This is a genomic window from Glutamicibacter sp. JC586, assembly GCF_009805585.1.
In the GTDB taxonomy this organism is placed as follows: Bacteria; Actinomycetota; Actinomycetes; order Actinomycetales; family Micrococcaceae; genus Glutamicibacter.
The window spans coordinates 132,352-153,821 of the sequence record NZ_VHIN01000002.1; the positions used below are offsets into that span (position 1 = coordinate 132,352).

General features: G+C 55.2%; 16 protein-coding genes. 6 read left to right on the forward strand and 10 right to left on the reverse strand.

The genetic code is table 11. The features are described 5' to 3' along the window. Positions 1 to 56: 56 nt before the first annotated feature. Positions 57 to 3,317: an isoleucine--tRNA ligase gene (gene ileS / locus FJV47_RS00845; protein WP_159609253.1), complete on the reverse strand. Its 3,261-nt coding sequence runs from the start codon at positions 3,315 to 3,317 to the stop codon at positions 57 to 59. Positions 3,318 to 3,745: 428 nt separating this feature from the next. On the opposite strand from ileS, the gene helR reads away from it, so the two are divergent. From helR to FJV47_RS00875, 6 genes are all read left to right on the forward strand, one after another. Next, entirely contained in the window at positions 3,746 to 5,905 is a 2,160-nt protein-coding gene (helR, locus tag FJV47_RS00850; RefSeq protein ID WP_159609254.1) for an RNA polymerase recycling motor ATPase HelR, read from the forward strand. 28 nt (positions 5,906 to 5,933) lie between these two features. Next, on the forward strand, positions 5,934 to 7,181 hold the full coding sequence (locus tag FJV47_RS00855; RefSeq protein ID WP_159609255.1) for a sensor histidine kinase: 1,248 nt from the start codon (positions 5,934 to 5,936) through the stop codon (positions 7,179 to 7,181). Further along, a complete protein-coding gene (locus tag FJV47_RS00860; protein WP_159609256.1) occupies positions 7,178 to 7,795 on the forward strand; it encodes a response regulator transcription factor in 618 nt (205 codons plus the stop codon). Before FJV47_RS00855 ends, FJV47_RS00860 begins: the two co-directional genes overlap by 4 nt. Positions 7,796 to 7,906: 111 nt before the next feature. Further along, complete coding sequence (locus FJV47_RS00865) at positions 7,907 to 10,003, forward strand: MMPL family transporter (protein ID WP_159609257.1); 2,097 nt, start codon at positions 7,907 to 7,909, stop codon at positions 10,001 to 10,003. Continuing rightward, on the forward strand, positions 9,996 to 10,439 hold the full coding sequence (locus FJV47_RS00870) for a DUF2871 domain-containing protein (RefSeq protein WP_159609258.1): 444 nt from the start codon (positions 9,996 to 9,998) through the stop codon (positions 10,437 to 10,439). The genes FJV47_RS00865 and FJV47_RS00870 overlap by 8 nt, the downstream gene beginning before the upstream one ends. Positions 10,440 to 10,583: 144 nt before the next feature. Next, positions 10,584 to 11,819, forward strand: coding sequence for an exonuclease domain-containing protein (locus FJV47_RS00875; protein ID WP_159609259.1), 1,236 nt, complete (start codon positions 10,584 to 10,586; stop codon positions 11,817 to 11,819). A 95-nt stretch (positions 11,820 to 11,914) separates the two neighbouring features. Here FJV47_RS00875 and FJV47_RS00880 read toward each other — a convergent pair whose 3' ends face one another. From FJV47_RS00880 to FJV47_RS00920, 9 genes are read right to left on the reverse strand one after another with little or no spacing between them, the layout of a single operon-like run. Then, entirely contained in the window at positions 11,915 to 13,369 is a 1,455-nt protein-coding gene (locus FJV47_RS00880; protein WP_159609260.1) for an FAD-dependent oxidoreductase, read from the reverse strand. 17 nt (positions 13,370 to 13,386) lie between these two features. Further along, positions 13,387 to 14,166, reverse strand: a complete 780-nt coding sequence (cobA, locus tag FJV47_RS00885) for a uroporphyrinogen-III C-methyltransferase (protein WP_159609261.1) — start codon at positions 14,164 to 14,166, stop codon at positions 13,387 to 13,389. Further along, positions 14,159 to 15,016, reverse strand: coding sequence for an ABC transporter permease (locus FJV47_RS00890; protein WP_159609262.1), 858 nt, complete (start codon positions 15,014 to 15,016; stop codon positions 14,159 to 14,161). The genes cobA and FJV47_RS00890 overlap by 8 nt, the downstream gene beginning before the upstream one ends. Then, positions 14,988 to 15,731 carry an ABC transporter ATP-binding protein gene (locus tag FJV47_RS00895; RefSeq protein WP_159609263.1) on the reverse strand — a complete coding sequence of 248 codons (744 nt, stop codon included), beginning with the start codon at positions 15,729 to 15,731 and terminating at the stop codon, positions 14,988 to 14,990. The genes FJV47_RS00890 and FJV47_RS00895 overlap by 29 nt, the downstream gene beginning before the upstream one ends. Continuing rightward, positions 15,731 to 16,828 carry an ABC transporter substrate-binding protein gene (locus FJV47_RS00900; protein WP_159609264.1) on the reverse strand — a complete coding sequence of 366 codons (1,098 nt, stop codon included), beginning with the start codon at positions 16,826 to 16,828 and terminating at the stop codon, positions 15,731 to 15,733. Before FJV47_RS00900 ends, FJV47_RS00895 begins: the two co-directional genes overlap by 1 nt. After that, positions 16,815 to 18,110, reverse strand: a complete 1,296-nt coding sequence (locus FJV47_RS00905) for a sulfate adenylyltransferase subunit 1 (protein ID WP_159609265.1) — start codon at positions 18,108 to 18,110, stop codon at positions 16,815 to 16,817. Before FJV47_RS00905 ends, FJV47_RS00900 begins: the two co-directional genes overlap by 14 nt. Position 18,111: 1 nt before the next feature. Then, positions 18,112 to 19,035: a sulfate adenylyltransferase subunit CysD gene (cysD, locus tag FJV47_RS00910; RefSeq protein ID WP_159609266.1), complete on the reverse strand. Its 924-nt coding sequence runs from the start codon at positions 19,033 to 19,035 to the stop codon at positions 18,112 to 18,114. A gap of 10 nt (positions 19,036 to 19,045) precedes the next feature. Next, complete coding sequence (locus tag FJV47_RS00915; protein WP_159609267.1) at positions 19,046 to 19,768, reverse strand: phosphoadenylyl-sulfate reductase; 723 nt, start codon at positions 19,766 to 19,768, stop codon at positions 19,046 to 19,048. Further along, on the reverse strand, positions 19,765 to 21,465 hold the full coding sequence (locus tag FJV47_RS00920) for a nitrite/sulfite reductase (protein WP_159609268.1): 1,701 nt from the start codon (positions 21,463 to 21,465) through the stop codon (positions 19,765 to 19,767). The genes FJV47_RS00915 and FJV47_RS00920 overlap by 4 nt, the downstream gene beginning before the upstream one ends. Positions 21,466 to 21,470 lie beyond the last annotated feature (5 nt).

Sequence of the window (21,470 nt, forward strand, 5' to 3'; positions counted from 1 at the left end):
CTTGTTTTCGGGCGCTCGGGCCAGCAACTGGCCGTAAACCCGCTGTAGTTCGCTCACTAGTTAGCCTCTACTGTGGTGGTGTCCAGCTTCTGTACGCTCACGCTTTCAGCCTTTGCGTTCTCATCGACTCGCAACTCCAACTGCGCGGTCAAAGTTTCACCGGAGATCAGCTCGCGGTTAGCTTCCAGCGCTGCGATGGTGGCAGCGTTGGCGGTGATCACGGTCTGGATACGGTCCGATACCTGCAGGTCTGCGTCCTTACGTGCCGACTGAATGGAACGGATCATGTCACGTGCGGTACCTTCGGCAGCCAGCGCGTCAGTAACTTCGGTGTCCAGCACCAGGAAGCCACCGTCGATCACTGCTGCAGCGATCTCGCCTTCGGCATCTACCACGGTGTCCAAGGTGTACTCACCTTCGACGAGTTCCAAACCACCGGCGGTCACGACTCCGTCGGTCACTGACCAGTCGCCGGACTTGGCGCCCTTGATAGCCTGCTGAACATTCTTGCCCAATCGTGGACCGGCTGCACGAGCGTTGACTACCAACTGCTGACTGATACCGTAGCTAGCCGCATCGACGCCTTCAGCGTCAATCAAGGTCACAGCCTTGAGGTTCAGTTCGTCCTTGATGATCGATGCGTAGGTGCCATCCAGGCGAGCAGCGTCGGTGAGAACAATCTTCAGCTCAGCCAGCGGCAAACGCACGCGTAAGTTCTTAGCCTTGCGCAACGAAGAACCCACCGAGCAGATCTTGCGAGTGGTTTCCATGGTTTCGAGCATTGAAGTGTCGGTAGGGAAATCGTTAGCATCTGGCCAATCGGTCAGGTGTACCGAACGTTCACCGGTGAGCCCACGGTAGATCTCTTCGCTGGCCAGTGGCAGCAACGAAGCGGTGACTTTCACTAGGGTTTCCAGTGCGGTGTACAGGGTGTCGAAAGCCTGGGTGTCTTCGTCGAAGAAACGCTGACGGGACCGGCGCACGTACCAGTTGGTCAGGGTGTCCATGTACTGGCGAACAGCCTCGGTTGCGTCGGAAACCTCGTAGGTATCAAGGGCAACTGTGACCTCGCGTACCAGCTGACCGGTTGCGGCAAGCATGTACTGATCCAACGGATCGGTGGAGGCGGTCGAACGCTTTGCCTCGTAACCTGCCCCGTTGTTGGCGGAGTTGGTGTAGAGGTTGAAGAAGTGCCAGACGTTCCACAGTGGCAGCAGCACCTGGCGCACGCCGTCGCGAATGCCCTGTTCGGTAACCACCAGGTTGCCGCCGCGCAGGATCGGGCTGGCCATCAGGAACCAACGCATCGCATCGGAACCATCGCGGTCAAGAACCTCGGTGACATCCGGGTAATTGCGCAGGGACTTAGACATCTTCTGACCATCGGAACCCAAGACGATTCCGTGCGAGATCACGTTGGTGAAGGCTGGGCGGTCAAAGAGCGCGGTGGACAAGATGTGGAGCATGTAGAACCAGCCACGGGTCTGGCCGATGTATTCCACAATGAAGTCGGCAGGGTTATGACCGTTCTCAAACCAATCACGGTTCTCGAATGGGTAATGCACCTGAGCGAAAGGCATGGAACCGGAATCGAACCATACATCCATGACGTCTTCCACGCGCACCAAGGTGCCACCAGCTGCACAGCCTTCATGGGCTTTGGTCAGCTCGTCGATAAATGGGCGATGAAGATCTGGCTGGCCCTCATGGTTCACTGGCAGTCGTCCGAAGAAGTTCTTCAGTTCCTCTAGCGAGCCGAAGACTTCACGATGAGTACAATCGGCACCGGTGCACTCCCATACCGGGATGGGCGAGCCCCAGAAACGGTTGCGGGAGATGGACCAGTCACGGGCATTTTCTAGCCACTTACCAAACTGTCCATGCTTCACGTTGCCCGGAATCCAGTTGATCTGTTCGTTCAGTTCCAACATGCGGTCCTTGAACGCGGTGACCTCTACGTACCAGGAGGAGATCGCACGGTAGATCAGCGGGGTGCGGCAACGCCAGCAGTGTGGGTAGGAGTGCTCGTAGGAAGCCTGCTTTACCAGCTTTGCTTCGTCCTTGAGCACATTGGTGATGGTCTTATTTGCGTCGAAGACCTGAACACCAACAATGTCGTTGAGCGGACCATCGGCGAAGACGGAAAGGAACTTGGCGCCTTCGTCGACTGAGAGGATGACCGGAATGCCGTTTTCTTCGCAGACCTTTTGGTCATCTTCACCGTAGGCAGGTGCCTGGTGGACGATGCCGGTACCGTCTGCGACAGTTACGTAGTCCGCGGTGACGATCTGCCAAGCGTTCTCGGTACCGTACTTTTCGGTATCGGTGTAGGTATCCCACAACGGCTGGTAACGTACGCCGGCCAGATCCGCGCCAGCGAAGGTGGCGGTGATCGCGGCGGTAGCTTCCTTGACGTCCTTGTAACCAAGGTCCTTGGCGTAGGATCCGAGCAGGTCCTTAGCCAATAGGAATGGACCGGCAGCGTCCGAGGCCTTCACACCAGCTTCACCAGCCGGTACAACGACGTATTCGATCGATGGGTGCACAGCCAACGCGGCGTTGGTTGGCAGAGTCCACGGAGTGGTGGTCCAAGCCAGAGCTTGAACGCCAGCTAGTGCCTTGGAAGCTTCGGTTTGCCCGGCAAGGATGGTGAAACCGACGGTGACAGTCTGATCCTGGCGGTTCTTGTAAACGTCGTCGTCCATACGCAGCTCGTGGTTGGACAGTGGGGTCTCGTCCTTCCAGCAGTATGGAAGCACGCGGAAGCCCTGGTAAGTCAGGCCCTTGTCCGAGAGTTGTTTGAACGCCCAGATCACCGACTCCATGTACTCAACGTTCAGGGTCTTGTAGTCGTTTTCGAAGTCGACCCAACGAGCCTGACGGTTCACATACTCTTTCCACTCATCGGCGTACTTCATCACCGAGGTGCGGCAGGCGTCGTTGAACTTATCGATGCCCATGGCTTCGATCTGCTTCTTGTCGTTCATGCCAAGCTGCTTCATGGCTTCCAGCTCGGCGGGCAGACCGTGGGTGTCCCAACCGAAGCGACGCTCAACACGCTTGCCACGCTGGGTCTGGTAACGAGCTACCAGGTCCTTGACATAGCCGGTAAGCAGGTGGCCGTAGTGTGGCAGGCCGTTAGCGAAGGGAGGGCCATCGTAGAAGACGAACTCTTCGCCCTCACGCTGATCAATGGAGGCCTGGAAAGTGTCATCGTTCTTCCAGTATTCGAGGACGCGCTTTTCTAGTTCTGGGAAGCGCGGTGAAGCCGGGGTCGAACCGGATGGGTCAGAGGTGACCTTCGGGTAAAAGCTCATCGAATGGGCCGTCCTTCAAGCGTAGGGTCGATAAATCCTTGCCTACGAGGACGGCAGAATTGCCGCGGTACCACCCCGCTTATCCCCCACCAAATGATAGGGAACCACTTATCATCAGCTGTGACGGGCTGGTCCCGTTCGGTTCTACTAAGCGAGCATGAAGCTCACCTTTCTTCCGAAGGCTCCCCGGTGATGGCCGGATCAATACCTGAATACATCTATCGTACCGCGTGATGCCCGTGCTGAAAATTCGCCAGAACGTCACTGAACACAAGTGAGTGCAGGCTCACAACACAACATCTGAATGCCAAGCCTTCACTTCCTACATTTTCAGAATAGCGCGTACAGGGGGTCTTGCCGCAAGGCCCCACCTATGGTTCATAATCAATGACTTCCGCTTTGAAATCCGCCTACGTCCGGGAGTCTACGTGCCATTAAGAACCAACATCGAAAGTTATTTTGAGATTTCCGCACAGCAAGCCATGACCGATGCGGCACTTAGCATCGCCGAGGATGACCAGCGGTTGATCGCTATTGCCTTGCGCGTTGAGCAACTCCGAGCTGAAACATTGAACCGAATTGTTCGACGGGGCCAGGACCACGCCGGAAAATTGCAGCAGTCCTTGGAACGCGATGTTGAACTGAGCGAGTTAGCCCAACAACTTCGCCAGTTAGAGCGCACCGGCCCCTTAGCGTGCTTAGGGTTCATGGAGAATGCCGAGACCGGCGAGCGCCAGTACGTTGGACGCATCGGGCTGAGCAATGATCACGGAAAACAACTCATGCTTGATTGGCGAACGGCAGCTGCCGAACCATTTTTCGCGGCCACCCACGAAAGAACTTACGGACTGTCAATGCGTCGGCGTTATAAATGGCGTCGCCAACTCATCACAGATTTTTGGGATGAGGTATTCGAACCTTCACTCTTAGCTTCACATTCGAAGTTAGATGATCACTCTTCGTTTCTTGCTTCATTGGACACTGCCCGGTCATCCAAAATGCAGGATGTACTTTCAACGATCCAATCGGATCAAGACGCCATCATTCGTGCCAGCTCCAAGGGAGCCTTGGTCGTGGACGGCGGACCTGGAACTGGCAAGACAGTGGTGGCGTTACATCGGGCCGCTTACCTGCTGTATGCAGACCCGCGCTTGCGCAGTCAAGGCGGCAGGGTCTTGGTAGTGAGTCCACACGATGCCTATTCGGCGTACGTCTCGGATGTTCTGCCGAATCTTGGAGAGGACGAAGTACAGATATCCACTCTTTCGAACATAGTTTCGATTCATGATGAAGTGCTAGCTGAGACGGATCCGGAACTCAGCCAAATTAAGTCAACTGGCTCAATGCTTCGAACCATCAAAAGGGCCGTGCAGGTTTTCCAAGAACCGCCTTCCACCAGTCTAGAAATTCAACTTACCGACGGCACGGTGAGCATCTGTGTCTCTTTGTGGCGTAGTGCCATATCAATGATCGATGCCACGGCGCCCCACAATGAAGCACGGGGTCAATTACGTAATGCCCTTCTGGAGCTAATACTCCCCCGGCTTACAAATGACCAGTCCCGTAAGCAGAGCTTGCACCGCGAACTCGAAAGCAGCACCGACTTCAACGAGTATCTGAACGAGTTCTGGCCACTACTAGATCCGATGAATCTGTTGCGTACCCTCTATACGACGCCAGCACTGTTGCATTACAGCGGGGTCGAGCTAAACAGCGCGCAGATCCAGAAACTGCTGGACGCTGGGTCAGCACTCTCGTGGACTACAGCGGATCTCCCGCTCATCGACTACGCACGTTTCTTGACCGGCGATCTTTCCATTGAAGCGCAACATCGGCACCGTCAGGCGGTTCAGCATGCAGAACGTCAGCAGTGGAAGGAGGTGATCTCCGATTTGCTAGAGTCCGCCGACGACAAGGAAGATCTCAGCTCTCAATTGATCCACGCTGACCTTCAGGAACAACTGATCAGTCAACACCTAGAACCGGAGCACGCGCCTGAACGTTTTGACGGCCCCTATTCACATATCGTCGTTGATGAAGCCCAAGATCTCACCGATGCGCAGTGGGCCATGATCCTGCGTAGATGCCCTTCCGGGAGTTTAACTATTGTCGGTGATAGGGCTCAGGCATCGGCAGGCTTTGTTGGTACATGGGAGCAACGCTTAAAGAAGCTAGGGATTAAAGAGCTCACCGTGTCCGAGTTGAAGGTGAACTACCGTAGCACTGCCCAGATTATGGAAGTTGCCGCCGAACAGGTCCGTGAGCAAATACCACATGCCAATATTCCAGAATCCTTGAGAACTAACGGAGAACCTGTTCACTTTGCGCTTCCTGATCAGTTGACACCACTACTTGAACAGTGGCTAAGCACTCACCCTGAAGGAACCGCAGCAGTTATCGGGCATCCGAACTTCGAATCAACAGATCGGGTAAGTTCCCTGTCCGTGGAGAACGCCAAAGGTCTTGAATTCGATTTTGTTGCAGTCTACCGACCAGAGAGATTCGGCCAGGGTCAATCTGGTGCGGTGCGCCGATACATCGCCATGACCCGAGCAACAGCTCAAATGGTGGTGTTCACAGGTCAGTAGAGGTTCACGAATTTAGTAGGCTGGCTTCATGAGTACACCTGAGCAGCTACGACTGGACGCCCACATCCAGCAGCATTCTTTTGCCTCGCCAAGAGTGCTGCTGTGGGGGCAACATTTGGTCACTGCGATCTTGCTGGTGATTGCACTGCTTCGCCAAGTTTCAACACCAGATCATCTGTGGACCGCAATCCTTGTGTCGGTGCTCTTTGCGGGCTGGTATGCAGTGGGATTTATCCCTTTCAGCAAGAACAAAATCGTCAACAAACCTGCCTGGTGGCTCGCGATACTACTGGTCATCTGGATTTCAAGCCTGTTTATCTCGGCAGAATTCATGTGGCTGGCCTTCAGCCTGTGGCTGTTACTTGGTCATCAGCTTCCCTTCGTGCCCTCCATCCTTTGGTCCTTGGTGGTCTATGCATTCACCCTGATCGCACCGTACCTGCAACACAGTGAACTAAGTGTCGCCGCCGCGGCTGGCCCGTTGGTTGGTGGACTGTTCGCTTGGGGCATCTCGCGTGGGTATCTCCAGATGGAACGTGACGCTCAAGAGCGCACCTCATTGCTCAACTCCCTGATCCGCGCTCAGGAAGAAACCTCAGCATTGCAAGAGGAGTTGGCCCGCTCGCAACGAGAGGCAGGCATAGCAGCTGAACGTACTCGTCTAGCCCGAGAAATCCACGACACCATAGCGCAACAACTTTCCTCGATAGGACTACATGCTAAAGCCGCCAACGCAGCAAACAATTACGAGGCCGCACATGAAGCCTTAGAGCGCATCGACCATCTTTCCGGACAGGCCCTGAGCGATCTTCGTCGAATCATCGCCGCCCTAGCTCCAGCGGAGCTTGATTCCCAAGCGCTCGCCGGAGCCTTGTCCCGAATTCTTGACGACTTCGCGGTGGATTCAGGTGTACGAACGAGGATCGATATAGAACCAGGCTTGCCGTTGCTAGACCCCAGCGTGCAAATAGCCTTGCTTCGCACTGCCCAGTCAGCGTTGTCCAATGTCCGCCGCCATGCACGAGCCACGGCTGTAGTGCTGAGCTTGAGCTACAGTGACGACGAGGTACGTTTGGACATCGTGGATGATGGATGTGGCTTCACCCCACCGACCGGACGCCTGCAACACAATCCCGCTGTGGGTGGTTTCGGTCTGACCGCCATGAACCGTCGGCTTAAAGAGCTTGGCGGCGGACTTGACGTCGAAAGTGCCCTGGGTGAGGGAACAGCCCTCTGCGCTCATCTTCCGCTTCGCTTCGCAAAGGAAATTTCATGATCCAAATCTTGTTGGTTGATGACCACCCCATCGTTCGTACCGGCCTACGTGCATTGTTGGACAACTATGAAGATATCGAAGTTGTTGGTGAGGTCTCTACCGGCGAGCAAGCCGTAGACTTCGTCAGAAACGCAACGGTTGATGTTGTCCTGTGCGATCTTCGCTTGGGTGCCGGCATGAACGGCGCACAAACAACAGCCGTGCTCCGAAAGCTTCCCAAGGCTCCACAAGTCTTGATCTTGACGACCTTTGATAAGGACGCAGAGATTTTGGCATGTATCGAAGCCGGTGCCTGCGGTTATCTGCTCAAGGATGTCAGCGCACAAACCATTGTTGATTCTCTGCGGCAAGCCGCCGCCGGACACATGGTTTTGGCCCCTGAAATGACTCTTCGTGTGGTCGAGGGCATGCGCCGCCCCAAGGTGGAACTGACTGCACGTGAACGAGATGTGCTTTCTCAACTTGCTACGGGAGCCGGCAATAAACAAATTGCCAAGGCACTTTTTGTCTCTGAAGCTACGGTCAAAACCCATCTGGTTCACATTTTCGACAAGCTTCAGGCTACTACCCGAACTGATGCCATCAACAAGGCCAAAGACCACGGACTGCTCTAGTACTAAACTTGCTCGACTAGACACGCCAAAACCCGCCTCAACCTTTCGGTTGATCTTTTATTCAGCTATTTCCACGATGGATGAACCGGCAAAATCTCGTTGACTGGAACTATGAAAGTTTCAGTCGTAACTCGGGTCGCTCAATCATTGACCGGCCGCCGCGGTGCCCGGATCTGGCTCGCCGCGATCATCGCATGTATCGCCATTCTTTTTGGTGCCTTGAGCAGTCTCGAAGCGCCTGCCCGCTCTGACAGCTCTATCGTGAACGGCTCCGATTCGGCCCAGGTTCATCAGATCTTGGACGAAAATTCTACGGACACGCAAACATCCGCACTGTTGGTCGCCACGCGATCAGACAATTCGGCGCTGGGCAATAAAGAGATTGCCGCTTTTGAGGCCGAGGCCAAAGTCCTCAGCAAAAACACCAACGTGTCTGGTGGAGGTCTTCTTGTCAGCGAAGATGAACAAGCAGCCATGCTTCCCCTGACCTGGAGCACGGTGTCTACCGAAGCCGACAGGGAAACCCTGAAAGAACTGCGCAGTTGGATACAAGAAAATCCGGTCCCAGGTCTTGACGTGCAAATCACCGGTTCCACCGCCTTTGCGGTTGATATCACCAATGCCTTCGCAGGTGCTGACTTCACGTTGCTGGCAGTCACGGTAAGCATCGTCGCTGTCTTGCTCATCCTGACATACCGTTCACCAGTGCTGTGGTTGATTCCGCTCGCGGTTGTTGGAATCGCCGACCGAAGCGCTTCGCTTATTGCCAATCTTCTTGGCAACCTCTGGGATTTGAGCTTTGATTCGGGAGTACTCAGTGTTCTGGTCTTTGGCGCCGGCACCAACTACGCGTTGTTGCTGATCTCCCGCTACCGTGACGAACTGCAGAAGACCACCGATCATCGTCGCGCCCTGGCTAAAGCTTGGGCCGCCAGCTTAGAGGCCATTCTGACTTCCAACCTCACCGTTGTCCTTGCACTGTTGACGTTGGGGCTGGCAGTTATGAATGACACCCGGGGTCTGGGTATTGTCTGCGCTGCAGGTCTATTGATCGCTGCCATTTTCGTCCTCCTCCTGCTACCACCAGTCCTAGCAATGAGCGGGCGTAAAGCATTCTGGCCGCTGATTCCTCGACCTGGAAGCGAGATCAAGAAGGACAATTTCTTCTCTCGTGCGGCACGACTTGTGATGCACCGTCCTGCGCTTAATCTGGCTGCTCTAGTAGTGCTACTGCTGGTACTTGCCAGCGCGTTGGCCGGCACTCGTATCGGTTTGTCACAGACCCAACAATTCCGTACTGCGACTGAGTCTTCGTCAGCGATGGAAGAACTCGCTGCCCACTTCCCTGCTGGTGAAGCGCAACCACTGACCGTTCTCGCTCAAGCCGATCAAGTTGATGCGCTGAACAGTGAGTTCGAGAACGTTGCTGGCGTGAAGCGAATTGGCAAGGCTACACAGGTCGGCGATTCATCCTGGCAGCAGTTCTCTGTGGTTCCTGAGATGGATCCAAATTCTTCTCAGGCTCAGGATTTGGTAGCTGAGCTTCGCACCATGGCGACAGACAATGGGCAAGTACTCATTGGTGGGCAGACGGCCGCGCAACTTGATTCTCATCAAATGCATCTACGCGACTTGTACGTGATTGCGCCGTTGATCATGGTGATCTGCTTTGTCATGCTCGGCTGGCTCACTCGCTCATGGAAGACCGCCCTGACTCTGGGGCTAGTCAATCTACTGAGTGCGGCAGCAGCTGTGGGCCTCGGATCCCTCGTTTCGTCATTCGTCTTTGACGCCAAGGCTCTAGATGTCCAAGTTCCGTTGTTGGCCTTCGTCTTCTTGGTCGCCCTCGGCGTGGACTACACGATCTTCTTCACACAACGTGTCCGACAGGATGTACAGACCCTTGAGCTTCGTGAGGCTGTGAAGCAAGCCGCAAGTCGTACCGGCTCCGTCATCACCAGCGCCGGACTCGTTCTAGCCGGAGTGTTTGCAGCGTTGGCAACGCTACCGTTGACCGTTTTGGGTCAGCTGGGATTGATCGTTGGACTCGGCGTCTTGCTTGACACCTTCATCGTTCGAACCCTGCTACTCCCCTCACTGTTCGCAGTACTGGGATCAGGGCAACGACCAATTTTCGGCAAAACACGGGCACCTGCAACGCTGACTGCGGAGCCATCAGATCTCAAAGAAAGCGAAATCAATGCGTAAGCTCGTCAACTTCTCCTTCATCTACATGATCCTTGGCGTTGCCTCGGGATTGTTCTACCGCGAATTCACAAAAATCAATGACTTTCCCGAAGATCAATGGACACAGCTTTCGGTAGTGCATACGCACTTCTTGATCCTCGGGTTCGTCATGCTGCTATTGGTCTTGCTCCTGGAAAAGGCCTTCGCGTTGAGCAAGCACGGTAAGCTCTTCGCATGGTTCATGGGCACCTACAACGCAGGGGTAATTCTCACTGCAGGAATGCAGCTTACTCATGGCATCATGACCGTGCTCGGAGTTGAGTCGTCCAAGATGATCTCCGGCATCGCAGGTCTTGGACACATGTCCATCACCGCGGGTATGGTCTTGCTGTTTGTTATCCTGCGTCGCAGCGTGAGCGAAAACAAGAACTTCGAAGAAGCCGCCGTCACAAACTAAGCGATAGTGGCACACTGTCGCCCGTCGGAAGAGCCCAGACCGTGAAGGTCTGGGCTGTCTTCATTCTGTCTACCAAGTACCTCCCAAACTAGGGTGTGCCTCTGCTATACATTGAGGCAAGGACATTCATCAAAGGGGAGATCATTGAGCAGTGAATTATTCTCCATTGTAGACACGGAAACCACGGGACTCTTCCCTGGCGGAAACGACCGTATCGCCGAGATCGCTGTCGTTACTATGACCCGTTCCGGAGAAGTAGTTGAGAAATGGGAAACGTTAGTAAACCCTCAGCGTGACCTCGGTAAACAAACAATTCACGGGATCCAGAGTAGAGACCTACTCAATGCACCGACGTTTAAAGAGGTTGCTGAAGAACTGCATTGGAGGCTATCCGGTACAGTTTTGGTAGCTCATAACCTCTCTTTTGATGCCAGGTTCTTGCAGGCGGAATTCAGAAACAGTTCCAAACCCGTTCCAGATGAGTTTCTAAATCAGGGCATTTGCACTATGCGACTGTCGCATCGGTATTTGCAGGGCGCCGGTCGCTCTCTACAAGACTGTTGCGATTCATTTGGTATCGAGCTTCTGAACTCTCACAGCGCTGCTGGCGATGCCGTAGCAACAGCAACGCTACTTGCCCGGTATATGGAACTAGATCCTTACGAACGCGAATGGGACACAAGACTTCAAATGGCGTCGGCCAACGCTTGGAATCCTTCAAGGCCACAAAGTCATTTCGTTCCCGTGATTCGCCGATCTTCCCACGATAAATCTTCGGATCATTTTCTCGAAAAATTAGCGACTCAACTTCCCGAGTTCGAAGGAACAGCATCTGAAGAAAACTACCTGGCGCTGCTCGACCTCGCACTCATGGACCGATATCTCTCCGCTCACGAAGAGAAGCAATTGATTCAAGCCGCCGGGGAAATCGGCCTTGACAGGAACAGAGCTCTGGCGTTACACGAGATCTATTTCAGACAGCTCGTAGATGCCGCTTGGTCAGACGGGATTCTCACTGATGATGAAATTTCAGATCTAAAAAAGGTTGTCACCTTGCTCGGACTACCCGCGGCGATGATCGAGGCGGTTCCAGATACTCCAACTAAGCACGAATCTGAGCAACCTACGTCTACTGGGCAAAAGAGCGCCCGAATCACGCCGGGATCCTTGGTCGTCTTGACCGGTGATATGAGTCAACCACGTTCTGAGATCGAGAAAAAGCTCAACGCGGCCGGATTTACGCCGCATAGAGCCATAACGAAGAAGGTAGCGTTGTTGGTTGCCGCCGATCCTGACTCGCTCTCCGGCAAAGCGAAAAAGGCCCGGGACTACGGAATACCTGTAGTCGGCGAAGACTACCTGTGGAACTCGCTACTGTAGATCAACAATCTAACCACAGACACGAATGGCGGTGACCGCTGGCATTTTCGTGCCAGCGATCACCGCCATTGAGCAACTTGAGTCTGGGGTGAGACTTACAGACTCTCAGCTAATTTTTTTGCGCGAGAGATTTCTAGGAGTTCTTCACGCTCGACAACCTTCACGCGATCACGGGTGATGTCACCGAAGCGAGTCGAGACGGTACCAGCGGCAGTGCCCAAAGACTTCTCGTGCTCATCTAGGGTCTTCCAACCATTCCAGTCCGAATATGCAACTTCGCGGCTTTCAAGCAACTCTGAAATCGTCTGCTCTGACTCTGGCTGAGCCAGGTTGCCCAAATCTTCGAGCAAGTGGGTGATGGTCTCTAGTGCGTCACCCTTGGTGTGACCGATCAGGCCGATTGGGCCACGCTTGATCCAGCCGGTTGCGTACAGACCCGAAACGTGGGTTCCCGAAGCGTCCAGCACTCGTCCTTCAACGTTGGGAAGAACACCCTTGGCGCCGTCGTATTCAATCTCTTCAACGGCTGAGCCAAAGTAGCCAACTGCACGGTAAATTGCCTGCAGAGGGTATTCAACAAATTCGCCGGTGCCGCGGGCCCCGCCATTGCCGTCAAGCTCGTTGCGTTCCACCTTCAGACCGGTCACCTTACCGTCTTCGCCCAGAACCTCAACTGGGGACTGCAGGAAGTGCAGGTGCAGGCGACGTGAAGCGCTTGGTGCCTCTTCGCGTTCTTCCTGCTCAATGAGCCAGTTAGTCAGGGTGGAAACCATAGTCTTGGTCTGGTTGTTAGTCTTCATTGCTTCGTCTGAAGCTTTATCGAATTCAAAGTCCTCTGGGTAGAGAACAATGTCGACGTCCTTCGAGTGTGAAAGTTCGCGCAGTTCCAGCGGGGTGAACTTCACCTGGGCTGGACCACGACGACCAAAGACGTGCACGTCGGTGACGGCAGAGTCATTGAGCTGTTCGTAAATGTGCTCAGGGATTTCGGTTTCCAACAGCTGGTCAGCGTGCTTGGAGAGGATTCGAGCAACGTCTAGTGCCACGTTGCCGTTACCTATAACAGCAACTTCCTTGGCTGACAGATCCCAGGTCTTATCTGCATCTGGGTGTGCGTCGTACCAAGAAACGAAGTCAGCTCCTCCGAAGGAACCTTCGAAGTCGATACCTGGGATGTTCAGGTCTGCGTCCTTCTGCGCACCGGTGGAGATGATCACGGCGTCGTAGCGTGCGCGTAGATCTTCTAGGCTGATGTCGCGGCCAAGGCCAACGTTGCCGTAGAAATCAATCCAGTCGTTATCTAGCACCTTGTGCAAGGCGTTGATAATGCCCTTGATTCGTGGGTGGTCTGGAGACACACCGTAACGAATCAGACCAAAAGGAGTAGGCAACTCGTCGAAAAGGTCTACATGTAGCTTCAGGTCACCTGAGGCAACCGGCTGGCTCTTGTTCAGCAAGTCTGCGGCGTAGATGCCCGCAGGACCGGCGCCAACGATGGCTACACGCAGTGCGCGGGAGCTGAGGTGCTCTGGGACGATAATTTCACTCATCAAACAACTTCTCTTTCTTAGTCAACGAATGAGGCCGGCTCGGTAGCATCGGCGTTCTCTAGCGGCAGGAGGTCTACCAGTTGGTCGGAGGCTTCCGGGGCTAGCCGAACGACATCACCAATAACGATGACGGCCGGATTCGCCACTGCGGCCTTGCGGGCGCGCACTACAATCTCTTCTAGCGTACCGATAGTTGTGCGTTGCGTCTGTGAGTAACCTCGCTCTACTATCGCAATCGGCGTACTTGACGGCAAACCTCGGGTAAGCAATGTCTCAACAATTTGTGGCAAATTAGATACGCCCATCAACACCGCAAGCGTGTGGTCCGGACGGATCGGAACATCTGAAAGTTCAGTATGGCCACTAATCACCGTGAAACCTTTGGCGATTCCTCGGTGGGTCACCGGAATTCCAGCGGCACCTGGCACAGAAATCGCACTGGTAATCCCGGGAATGACACGGGTGGAAATCCCGTATTGAGCAGCGAAGAGAACTTCTTCCCCGCCACGACCCAGGACGAACGGGTCTCCACCTTTGAGGCGAACAACATGTTTGCCTTCCAACGCGAATTTAACCAGCAACTCATTGGTCTCGTCTTGAGTCTTGACGTGACAGCCCGGGCCCTTACCCACGTCGATCACGGTGACATCTTCGGCCAGGTCAGCCAACAATGCGGTGGGCCCCAAACGATCAGCGAGAACCACATCTGCGGAAAGCAAGGCTTTGTAACCGGCTACGGTAATCAGTTCGGGGTCACCCGGGCCACCACCGATGAGTGTGATATGTCCTTTAGCCATTGTTCTCCCCTGTTCGGCTCATGCCACGATCACGCAAAAGCTTGCGTTCGATTGGAGCAAAGACAGCCAGCTCAATCAATACGCCCACCAGCAAGATGGTCAGGATGACCAACATGACCAGTGAAAGATCAGCCAGATCTCGTCCGCGCTGCAACAAGGAACCCACGCCCAGGGCCAACGATCCGCCGACGGCAATTAGTTCCGCTGCCATCAACGAACGCCAAGCGAAAGCCCAACCCTGTCGAAGGCCAGCCACATAGCCTGGCATCGCAGCCGGCAATTCAATGTGGAGCACATGCTCCCACTTGGAGGCGCCCAGTACCTTGGACAGCGACTTGTACTGCGAAGGGATCATGTCAATGCCGGAGAGCAGACCATTGATGATCGAAGGAATCGCGCCCAACAGCAACACCGTATAGATGGTGGCATCGCTCAGGCCAAACAGAATGATCGCTGCTGGCACCCAAGCAATGGATGGAAGCACCTGCATGGCCGAAACCAACGGGCCTACACCCTTGCGCAGCAGCGGCTGGTGAGCCAGAAGCAAAGCAATTGGCGTCGCAATCACGACGGCGATCACAAAACCGCTAATTGCACGGAACAGTGAGTTACCTACCGCGGAAGCCAGTGACCCGTCAGCCAGTAGCTGCGGCAACTTCTGAGCGACAGACAGTGGACCAGGGAATAGGTCTTCACGTAACGGGCTCACCCACGAAACGATCTGCCAGAGGCTCACGAGGACCACGACGGTGAGAATTGGAGCAACCACTGCATCAAGACGCCCGCTTGGACGTAACTTGATAGCTCGCACGGGCCTCACGTTAGTTCGAGATTCGGTCAGTGAGCTCATGTTTACGTTGCTCCTTTCTAAGTATCGTGGTGAGTTCGTCGGCCAAGGCTGCTGCCTGAGCCGGATTGTTACGAAGGTCATCGGTGATGCGACGCGTTTCAAGAATGCGGCCCGGATGTGAGGACAAAACCAGAATCCGCCCCGAGAGGCGAATTGCCTCACGTACGTTGTGCGTCACGAAGATGATGGTCTTGCCGGTCTGTTCCCACAATGCTCGAAGCTGTTCGTGCAACATGTCTCGGGTAATGGCATCAAGGGCCGCAAATGGCTCATCCATCAGCAGTACCTGCCGGTCCTGGGCTAACGCTCTGGCCAGTGCTACACGCTGGCGCATACCGCCCGAAAGCTCATGTGGCTTCTTATCGCTAGCATGACCAAGCTGGACAAGCTTGAGCAGTTCATCGACTCGTTGTGCTCGTTCTTTGACCGGGTGACCGGCAAGCTTGAGCGCCAAGTCGACATTCTCGCTCGCGGTGAGCCACGGCAGCAGATTGGCATCCTGGAACATGAAAGCAGCACCATCTTGTGGAACTTCTAACCAACCAGAGGTCGGTGCCAGAAGCCCGGCAATCATATTCAGCAGTGAAGACTTGCCACAGCCCGAAGCACCAAGGACGGCGATGAATTCGCCATCTTCAATTTCTGTACTGAGCCGGTCAATGACCAGTCCCGTGCCAGGGTAGCTGAGGGAAACTTCGTTGAGTAGTACTCCCATTACCGCTCCTGATTATCGAGAAAACGAGTGTCAACAAGTCCGTCAGCATCTCCGCCAGATCCAACGCCTACGGCCAGAGCATGATCAACAAGCTCCTGATAGGTCTCAGGCAATGGGTCCGAACTGAAGTTAACTTCCTTCAAAGCAGCGGCCATTACCGCTTCATCAAAAGTGCTGCCGTTGGCCTTAGCCAATGCCTCTTGCACTGCTTTCAATTTTTCTTTGTCATCGGCGCTGTTCAGCCAATCAATCGCTTCCGTATTGGCGTCCACCAATTTCTGAACGGTTGAAGGGTGGCTGGCCATGAAGTCTTTCGACACAACTAAAACAGTTGTCGGGAACTTACCTTCGGGCCAAAGATCGGCTTCGTTCACCAAGCGGTGAGCGTCGTTTTTCTCTACCAGCAAGGATGCGTATGGTTCAGGAAGCCAAGCCCCATCAATTTCCCCACGCCCAAAGAGCTGCGCAACGGTGCCATTGGAGCTTGGTGTTACCGTAGCTTCCTGTTTCAGTTTCAGATCCTTGAGGTGACTGCGTAGAGCCACGTCTTGGGTTCCACCAAACTGCGGGCTAGCTAGATTAGTTCCTGCCAACTGCTCAGGCTTGGTGATCTTGTCGTTGACCACCAAACTCGCCCCGCCGTAAGCGACACCGGAAACTACATTCAAAGACTCACCGTGGCTGGACAAGTAACTGTTCAGCGCAGGGTTCGGCCCCAGATAGGCGGCATCGATAGCCCCTGAATTCAGTGCTTCAACTGCCGCCGGTCCGGCATTGAAGATCTGCGATTCAATCTTCGTACCGTCTTGATCCAGCTGATTTTTCAGAATCCCTTGGGACTGCGAAATCAGTGCTGGAGCGTGGGTGAGATTGGCAAAGTAACCAATCTTCAACTCCTTAGCCGGCCCCTTGTCCGCAGCCTGGGCCTGAATCTCATTGGGTCCAGGCAAGAAGGTTGTGACCACTGCGGCGGCGGCCAGCACGCCCACTGCGACTAGTCCTAGGAACCGACCCCGGTACCCGGACTTACCACTATTAGCGGTAAGACGAACTCGATCCTTATTTTCTGCCGGCTGGGGCAGGTCAGGCTGCTTCATTGTTTTCCTCGATGATCCCAGCAGCCAGGGTGCGCCCAGAGGTAGGATCAATCAGCAAGAAGCTTCCGCCAGTGCGTGAAGTAGCGTACTGCTCGATGGCCAACGCTGCCTGGCTACGCAAGGTGATACGACCCAGATCGTTCAGTTCCAAGCTTTCGGCAGGCTGCTGCGAGTAATCTGCAACGTTGATGACGTAATCGATGGTGGACAGCTTGGCTGCGGAAACTTTGGTGCCGTGCTTGATCAACAGACGCTGACCATTGGTGAGCTTGGCTGAATCAAGAACGCAGATATTGGCTTGGAATTCACGATGGGCCGTTGGCAACTCGCCAGCCACAATCGTGTCACCACGAGCAATGTCGAGGTTGGTCTCTAGTTCAACAACGATGGCGTCACCGGCTTGAGCCTGCTGTGCTTCACCAGCTGGGGTGCTGATGCCCTTAACTCGGCTGGCCACTGGCTGCCCGTTGGAGAGCACCTGAACGTTGTCCCCCACCGTCAAGATGCCATCGACCAAGGTTCCAGCGTAGCCGCGGTAGTCGCGGTACTGTTCTGGGTCTAGCCCTGGGGCCAATCCACCCTGCGGACGGATCACATACTGAACGTCTAGACGAGCGGTCCCGCCACCCAGCTTTGGCTCAATATCTTCGAGCAGGCCAAGCAAGGTTGGGCCGGTGTACCAAGGTGCTACCTGCGAAGGCTCAACGATGTTGTCGCCCTGAAGTGCAGAAACTGGGATTACGGTAGTGGAGATAATGCCCAGCTCGTCTGCCAGCGCCAGTACTTCGGCTTCGATTTGACCGAAGGCCTTCTCATCCCAGTCGATCAAGTCCATCTTGTTCACTGCTACAACCAGGCGTGGAACACGCAGCAGGGCGAGCACGCCAAGGTGGCGACGGGTCTGCTCTAGTACACCGTTACGTGCATCAACAAGCACGATCGCTGCATCTGCAGTGGATGCGCCGGTGACGGTGTTACGTGTGTACTGTACGTGACCTGGGCAGTCGGCGAGGATGAAGGAACGCTTATCGGTTGAGAAGTAGCGGTACGCGACATCGATGGTGATGCCCTGCTCGCGTTCTGCGCGCAGACCATCGGTGACCAAGGCTAGGTCGAGGGTTCCCTCGGTGCCACCGAAGCCACGTTCTGCGCTGGTACGAGCGATGTCATCCAAGGAATCCGCCAGAATTGCTTTGGCATCGTGCAACAGGCGGCCAACCAGGGTTGATTTGCCGTCGTCGACCGAACCGGCGGTAGCAATACGCAATAGTGTGGTGGTCATTTTAGAAGTACCCTTCGGTCTTGCGGTCTTCCATACCCGCTGCGGAAATACGATCATCGGCACGGGTAGCGCCGCGTTCAGTCACGGTGGCGATGGCCAATTCGTCCAGCACCTTGCTCACGTTGTCAGCCGCTGAAAGCACGGCGCCGGTGCAGCTGGCGTCGCCCACGGTACGGTAGCGAACCTGCTTGAGCTCTACTGGCTCGTTCTCATTGGGCAGACTGACCGGAGTGACCGCGCGCCACATGCCATCACGTTCAAATACTTCGCGAGTGTGCGCAAAGTAGATCGGTGGCAGCTCAATGTTTTCGCGCTCGATGTAGGCCCAGATATCGCGTTCGGTCCAGTTGGAGATCGGGAAGGCGCGCACGTGCCAGTCCGGCTCGTGGCGACCGTTATACAGGCTCCACAGTTCAGGGCGCTGGTTACGTGGATCCCACACACCAAACTCATCACGCAACGAAAGAATACGTTCCTTGGCGCGGGCCTTGTCTTCGTCACGGCGTGCACCGCCAAAAACAACATCAAAGCCGTTATTTTCAATGGTGTCCAACAAGACGCGAGTCTGCAGGCGGTTACGGGTACCGTCAGGCAGTTCGGTCAGTTCACCGCGGTCGATGTATTCCTGCACGGAACCAACCACGAGGTTCAGGCCGTACTTTTCAACTACCGAGTCACGGAACTTGATGACTTCATCAAAGTTGTGGCCAGTGTCGATGTGCGCCACTGGGATGGGAACGCGCAGCGGTGCTACGGCCTTGGCCAGCAGGTGCAGGACAACAACGGAATCTTTGCCGCCGGAGAAGAGCAGTCCTGGCTTCTCAAATTCGGCGAGTACTTCGCGGATGATGTGAATTGATTCGGCTTCCAGGGCGTCCAAGACGCTGCGCTGGGTGCCGGTTGGGGCGTTAGCGATGGTAGTCAAGGCATTTTCCTTAGATGTGGAGGCCGCATTCGGTCTTGTTTAGTCCTGCCCAACGGCCGGCGCGTGGGTCTTCCCCCTCGGCCACTGGCTTGGTGCATGGCTCGCAACCGATGGATGGGTATCCGTTAGATAGCAGTAGGTTGACCGGCACCTTGTGCTCGGTGGCGTAGTCGATCAGTTCGTCAAAGGACCATGGGGCCACCGGGTTGAACTTGATCAGGCCGTTCTTTTCGTCAAAGGTGACCAGCGGAGTATTGGTTCGAGTTGGTGCCTCATCACGGCGAACACCGGTGAACCAGGCACTGTAGCCAGTTAGCGACTTGGCCAATGGGTCAACCTTGCGCATCTGGCAGCAAGCTGCAGGATTGCTGGCAAAGAGGTCCTTGCCGTACTTCTCATCCTGCTGGGCGACAGTGAGTTCCGGGAGGACATCAACGATGTTGACATTCAAGGTGCGGGCTACTTCATCGCGGGTGCTGCGCGTTTCCACGAAGTGATATCCGGTGTCGAGGAAGAGCACGTCAACATTTGGCAGCTGCTCGGCCACCAAGTGTGGGAGAACAGCGTCTGCCATGGAGCAGGCCACTGCAACTTCGTCGGCACCTAAATGCTTGGCCGCAAAGGCAACAACCTCGGCTGCAGTGGCATCCCATCCCAATTCCTCGGCGCCGAGTTCGGCGATCTCGCGCAGCTGCGCTTCGCTACGGGTGCGGGTTGGAGTCTGATTGCTCATTTCAGTTCATCCTCTTCTGCTCGGTGCGCCCACGCGGCGAATGATTCACCGTCGGTGGCGGTTTCCGAATAGTTCTTAACAACTCGTTCAACGTATTGAGGCAATTCATCGGCGGCGACCTTCAGGCCTCGAACCGTCCGTCCCAGGGCGGCTTCACCATTTTCATAACCAGCAAGTGTTCCGCCCAGGTGAACCTGGAAACCGGAGACTTGTTCACCTTGGTCGTTGGTGATCAGCTGACCCTTAAATCCAATATCTGCAGTCTGGATTCGTGCACAGGAGTTCGGGCAACCATTAACGTGCAGGCTCAAGGCACGTGGCAGTTTTCCTTCGTGGTCTTTGAGACGATCCTCGATCTTCGCCACTGCGTCGATGGTGGTGTCTTTGGTGTCCACAATGGCCAACTTGCAGAATTCGATGCCGGTGCAGGCAATAGCCGAACGCTTAAACAAGCTAGGGTAGGCCTCTAGTTTCAGCTGGCGAGCAGCACCGACAAAGTCCTTCACATGCTCCTGCGGAATATCCAGGGCGATGATCTTTTGGTGCGGGGTGGTGCGCAGTCGGGTAGACCCATGGGACTCAACCAGATCGGCCAATGCGATCAGCGAGGTGCCGGAGACACGACCAGCCGGAGCGGTTAGTCCGATGTAGAACTTGCCGTCGTTCTGCTCGTGCACCCCGCTGTGGTCCCCCGCTTCTTCTGGCTGTGCAGGTAGTGGACCATCTGGCAGTTCATAGCCCAGGTATTCGTCCTGCAGGATCTGGCGGAACTTCTCGGTTCCCCACTCTGCAAGCAAGAACTTCAGGCGTGCACGGTTACGCAGGCGGCGGAAGCCATAGTCACGGAAAATTGAGACGACACCTTCCCAAACATCTGGTGCCTGCTCTTCGGTGACAAACGCACCAAGGCGTTCACCGAGGCGTGGGTTCGCTGAAAGGCCCCCACCGACCCACAGGTCATACCCTGGGCCGAGTTCTGGGTGAACCGCGCCGATCAAACCGATGTCGTTAATCTCGTGCACAACGTCTTGGTTTGGGTGGCCGGTGATTGCAGTCTTGAACTTACGAGGCAGGTTCGCAAACTCTGGGCGACCGATGTAGCGGCGAGAGATCTCTGCGATGACCGGTGTTGGATCGATGATTTCGTCTTTGCTGATGCCGGCCACTGGCGAACCAAGGATGACGCGCGGCACGTCGCCGCAGGCCTCAGTTGTGTGTAGGCCAACAGCTTCAAGGCGCTGCCAAATCTCGGGGACGTCGATAACGTCAATCCAGTGCAGCTGGATGTTCTGGCGGTCAGTTAAATCCGCGGTGTCACGGGCGAAGTCGCTGGAAATCTGACCGATGACGCGCAACTGCTCAGTTGTTAGCGCGCCACCATCGATGCGCACGCGCAACATGAAGTAGCTGTCTTCTAATTCTTCGGGGCTTAGCGTCGCAGTCTTGCCGCCAGGGATGCCCTGGGCGCGCTGGGTGTAAAGACCCCACCAGCGAAAGCGCCCGTGCAGGTCCTCGGGATCAATGGAGTCGAAACCTTGCTTAGAGTAAACGTTCTCAATACGTTCACGAACATTTAGGCCGTTGTCTTTGGCCTTCATCTCTTCGTTGGCGTTCAGCGGCTCGGTGCCGTCGATCTTCCATTGGCCGTTGGGCTTGGACGCCCTTTTTGGACGAGCGGGTGTGGTTGTCTGCGTCATGCATT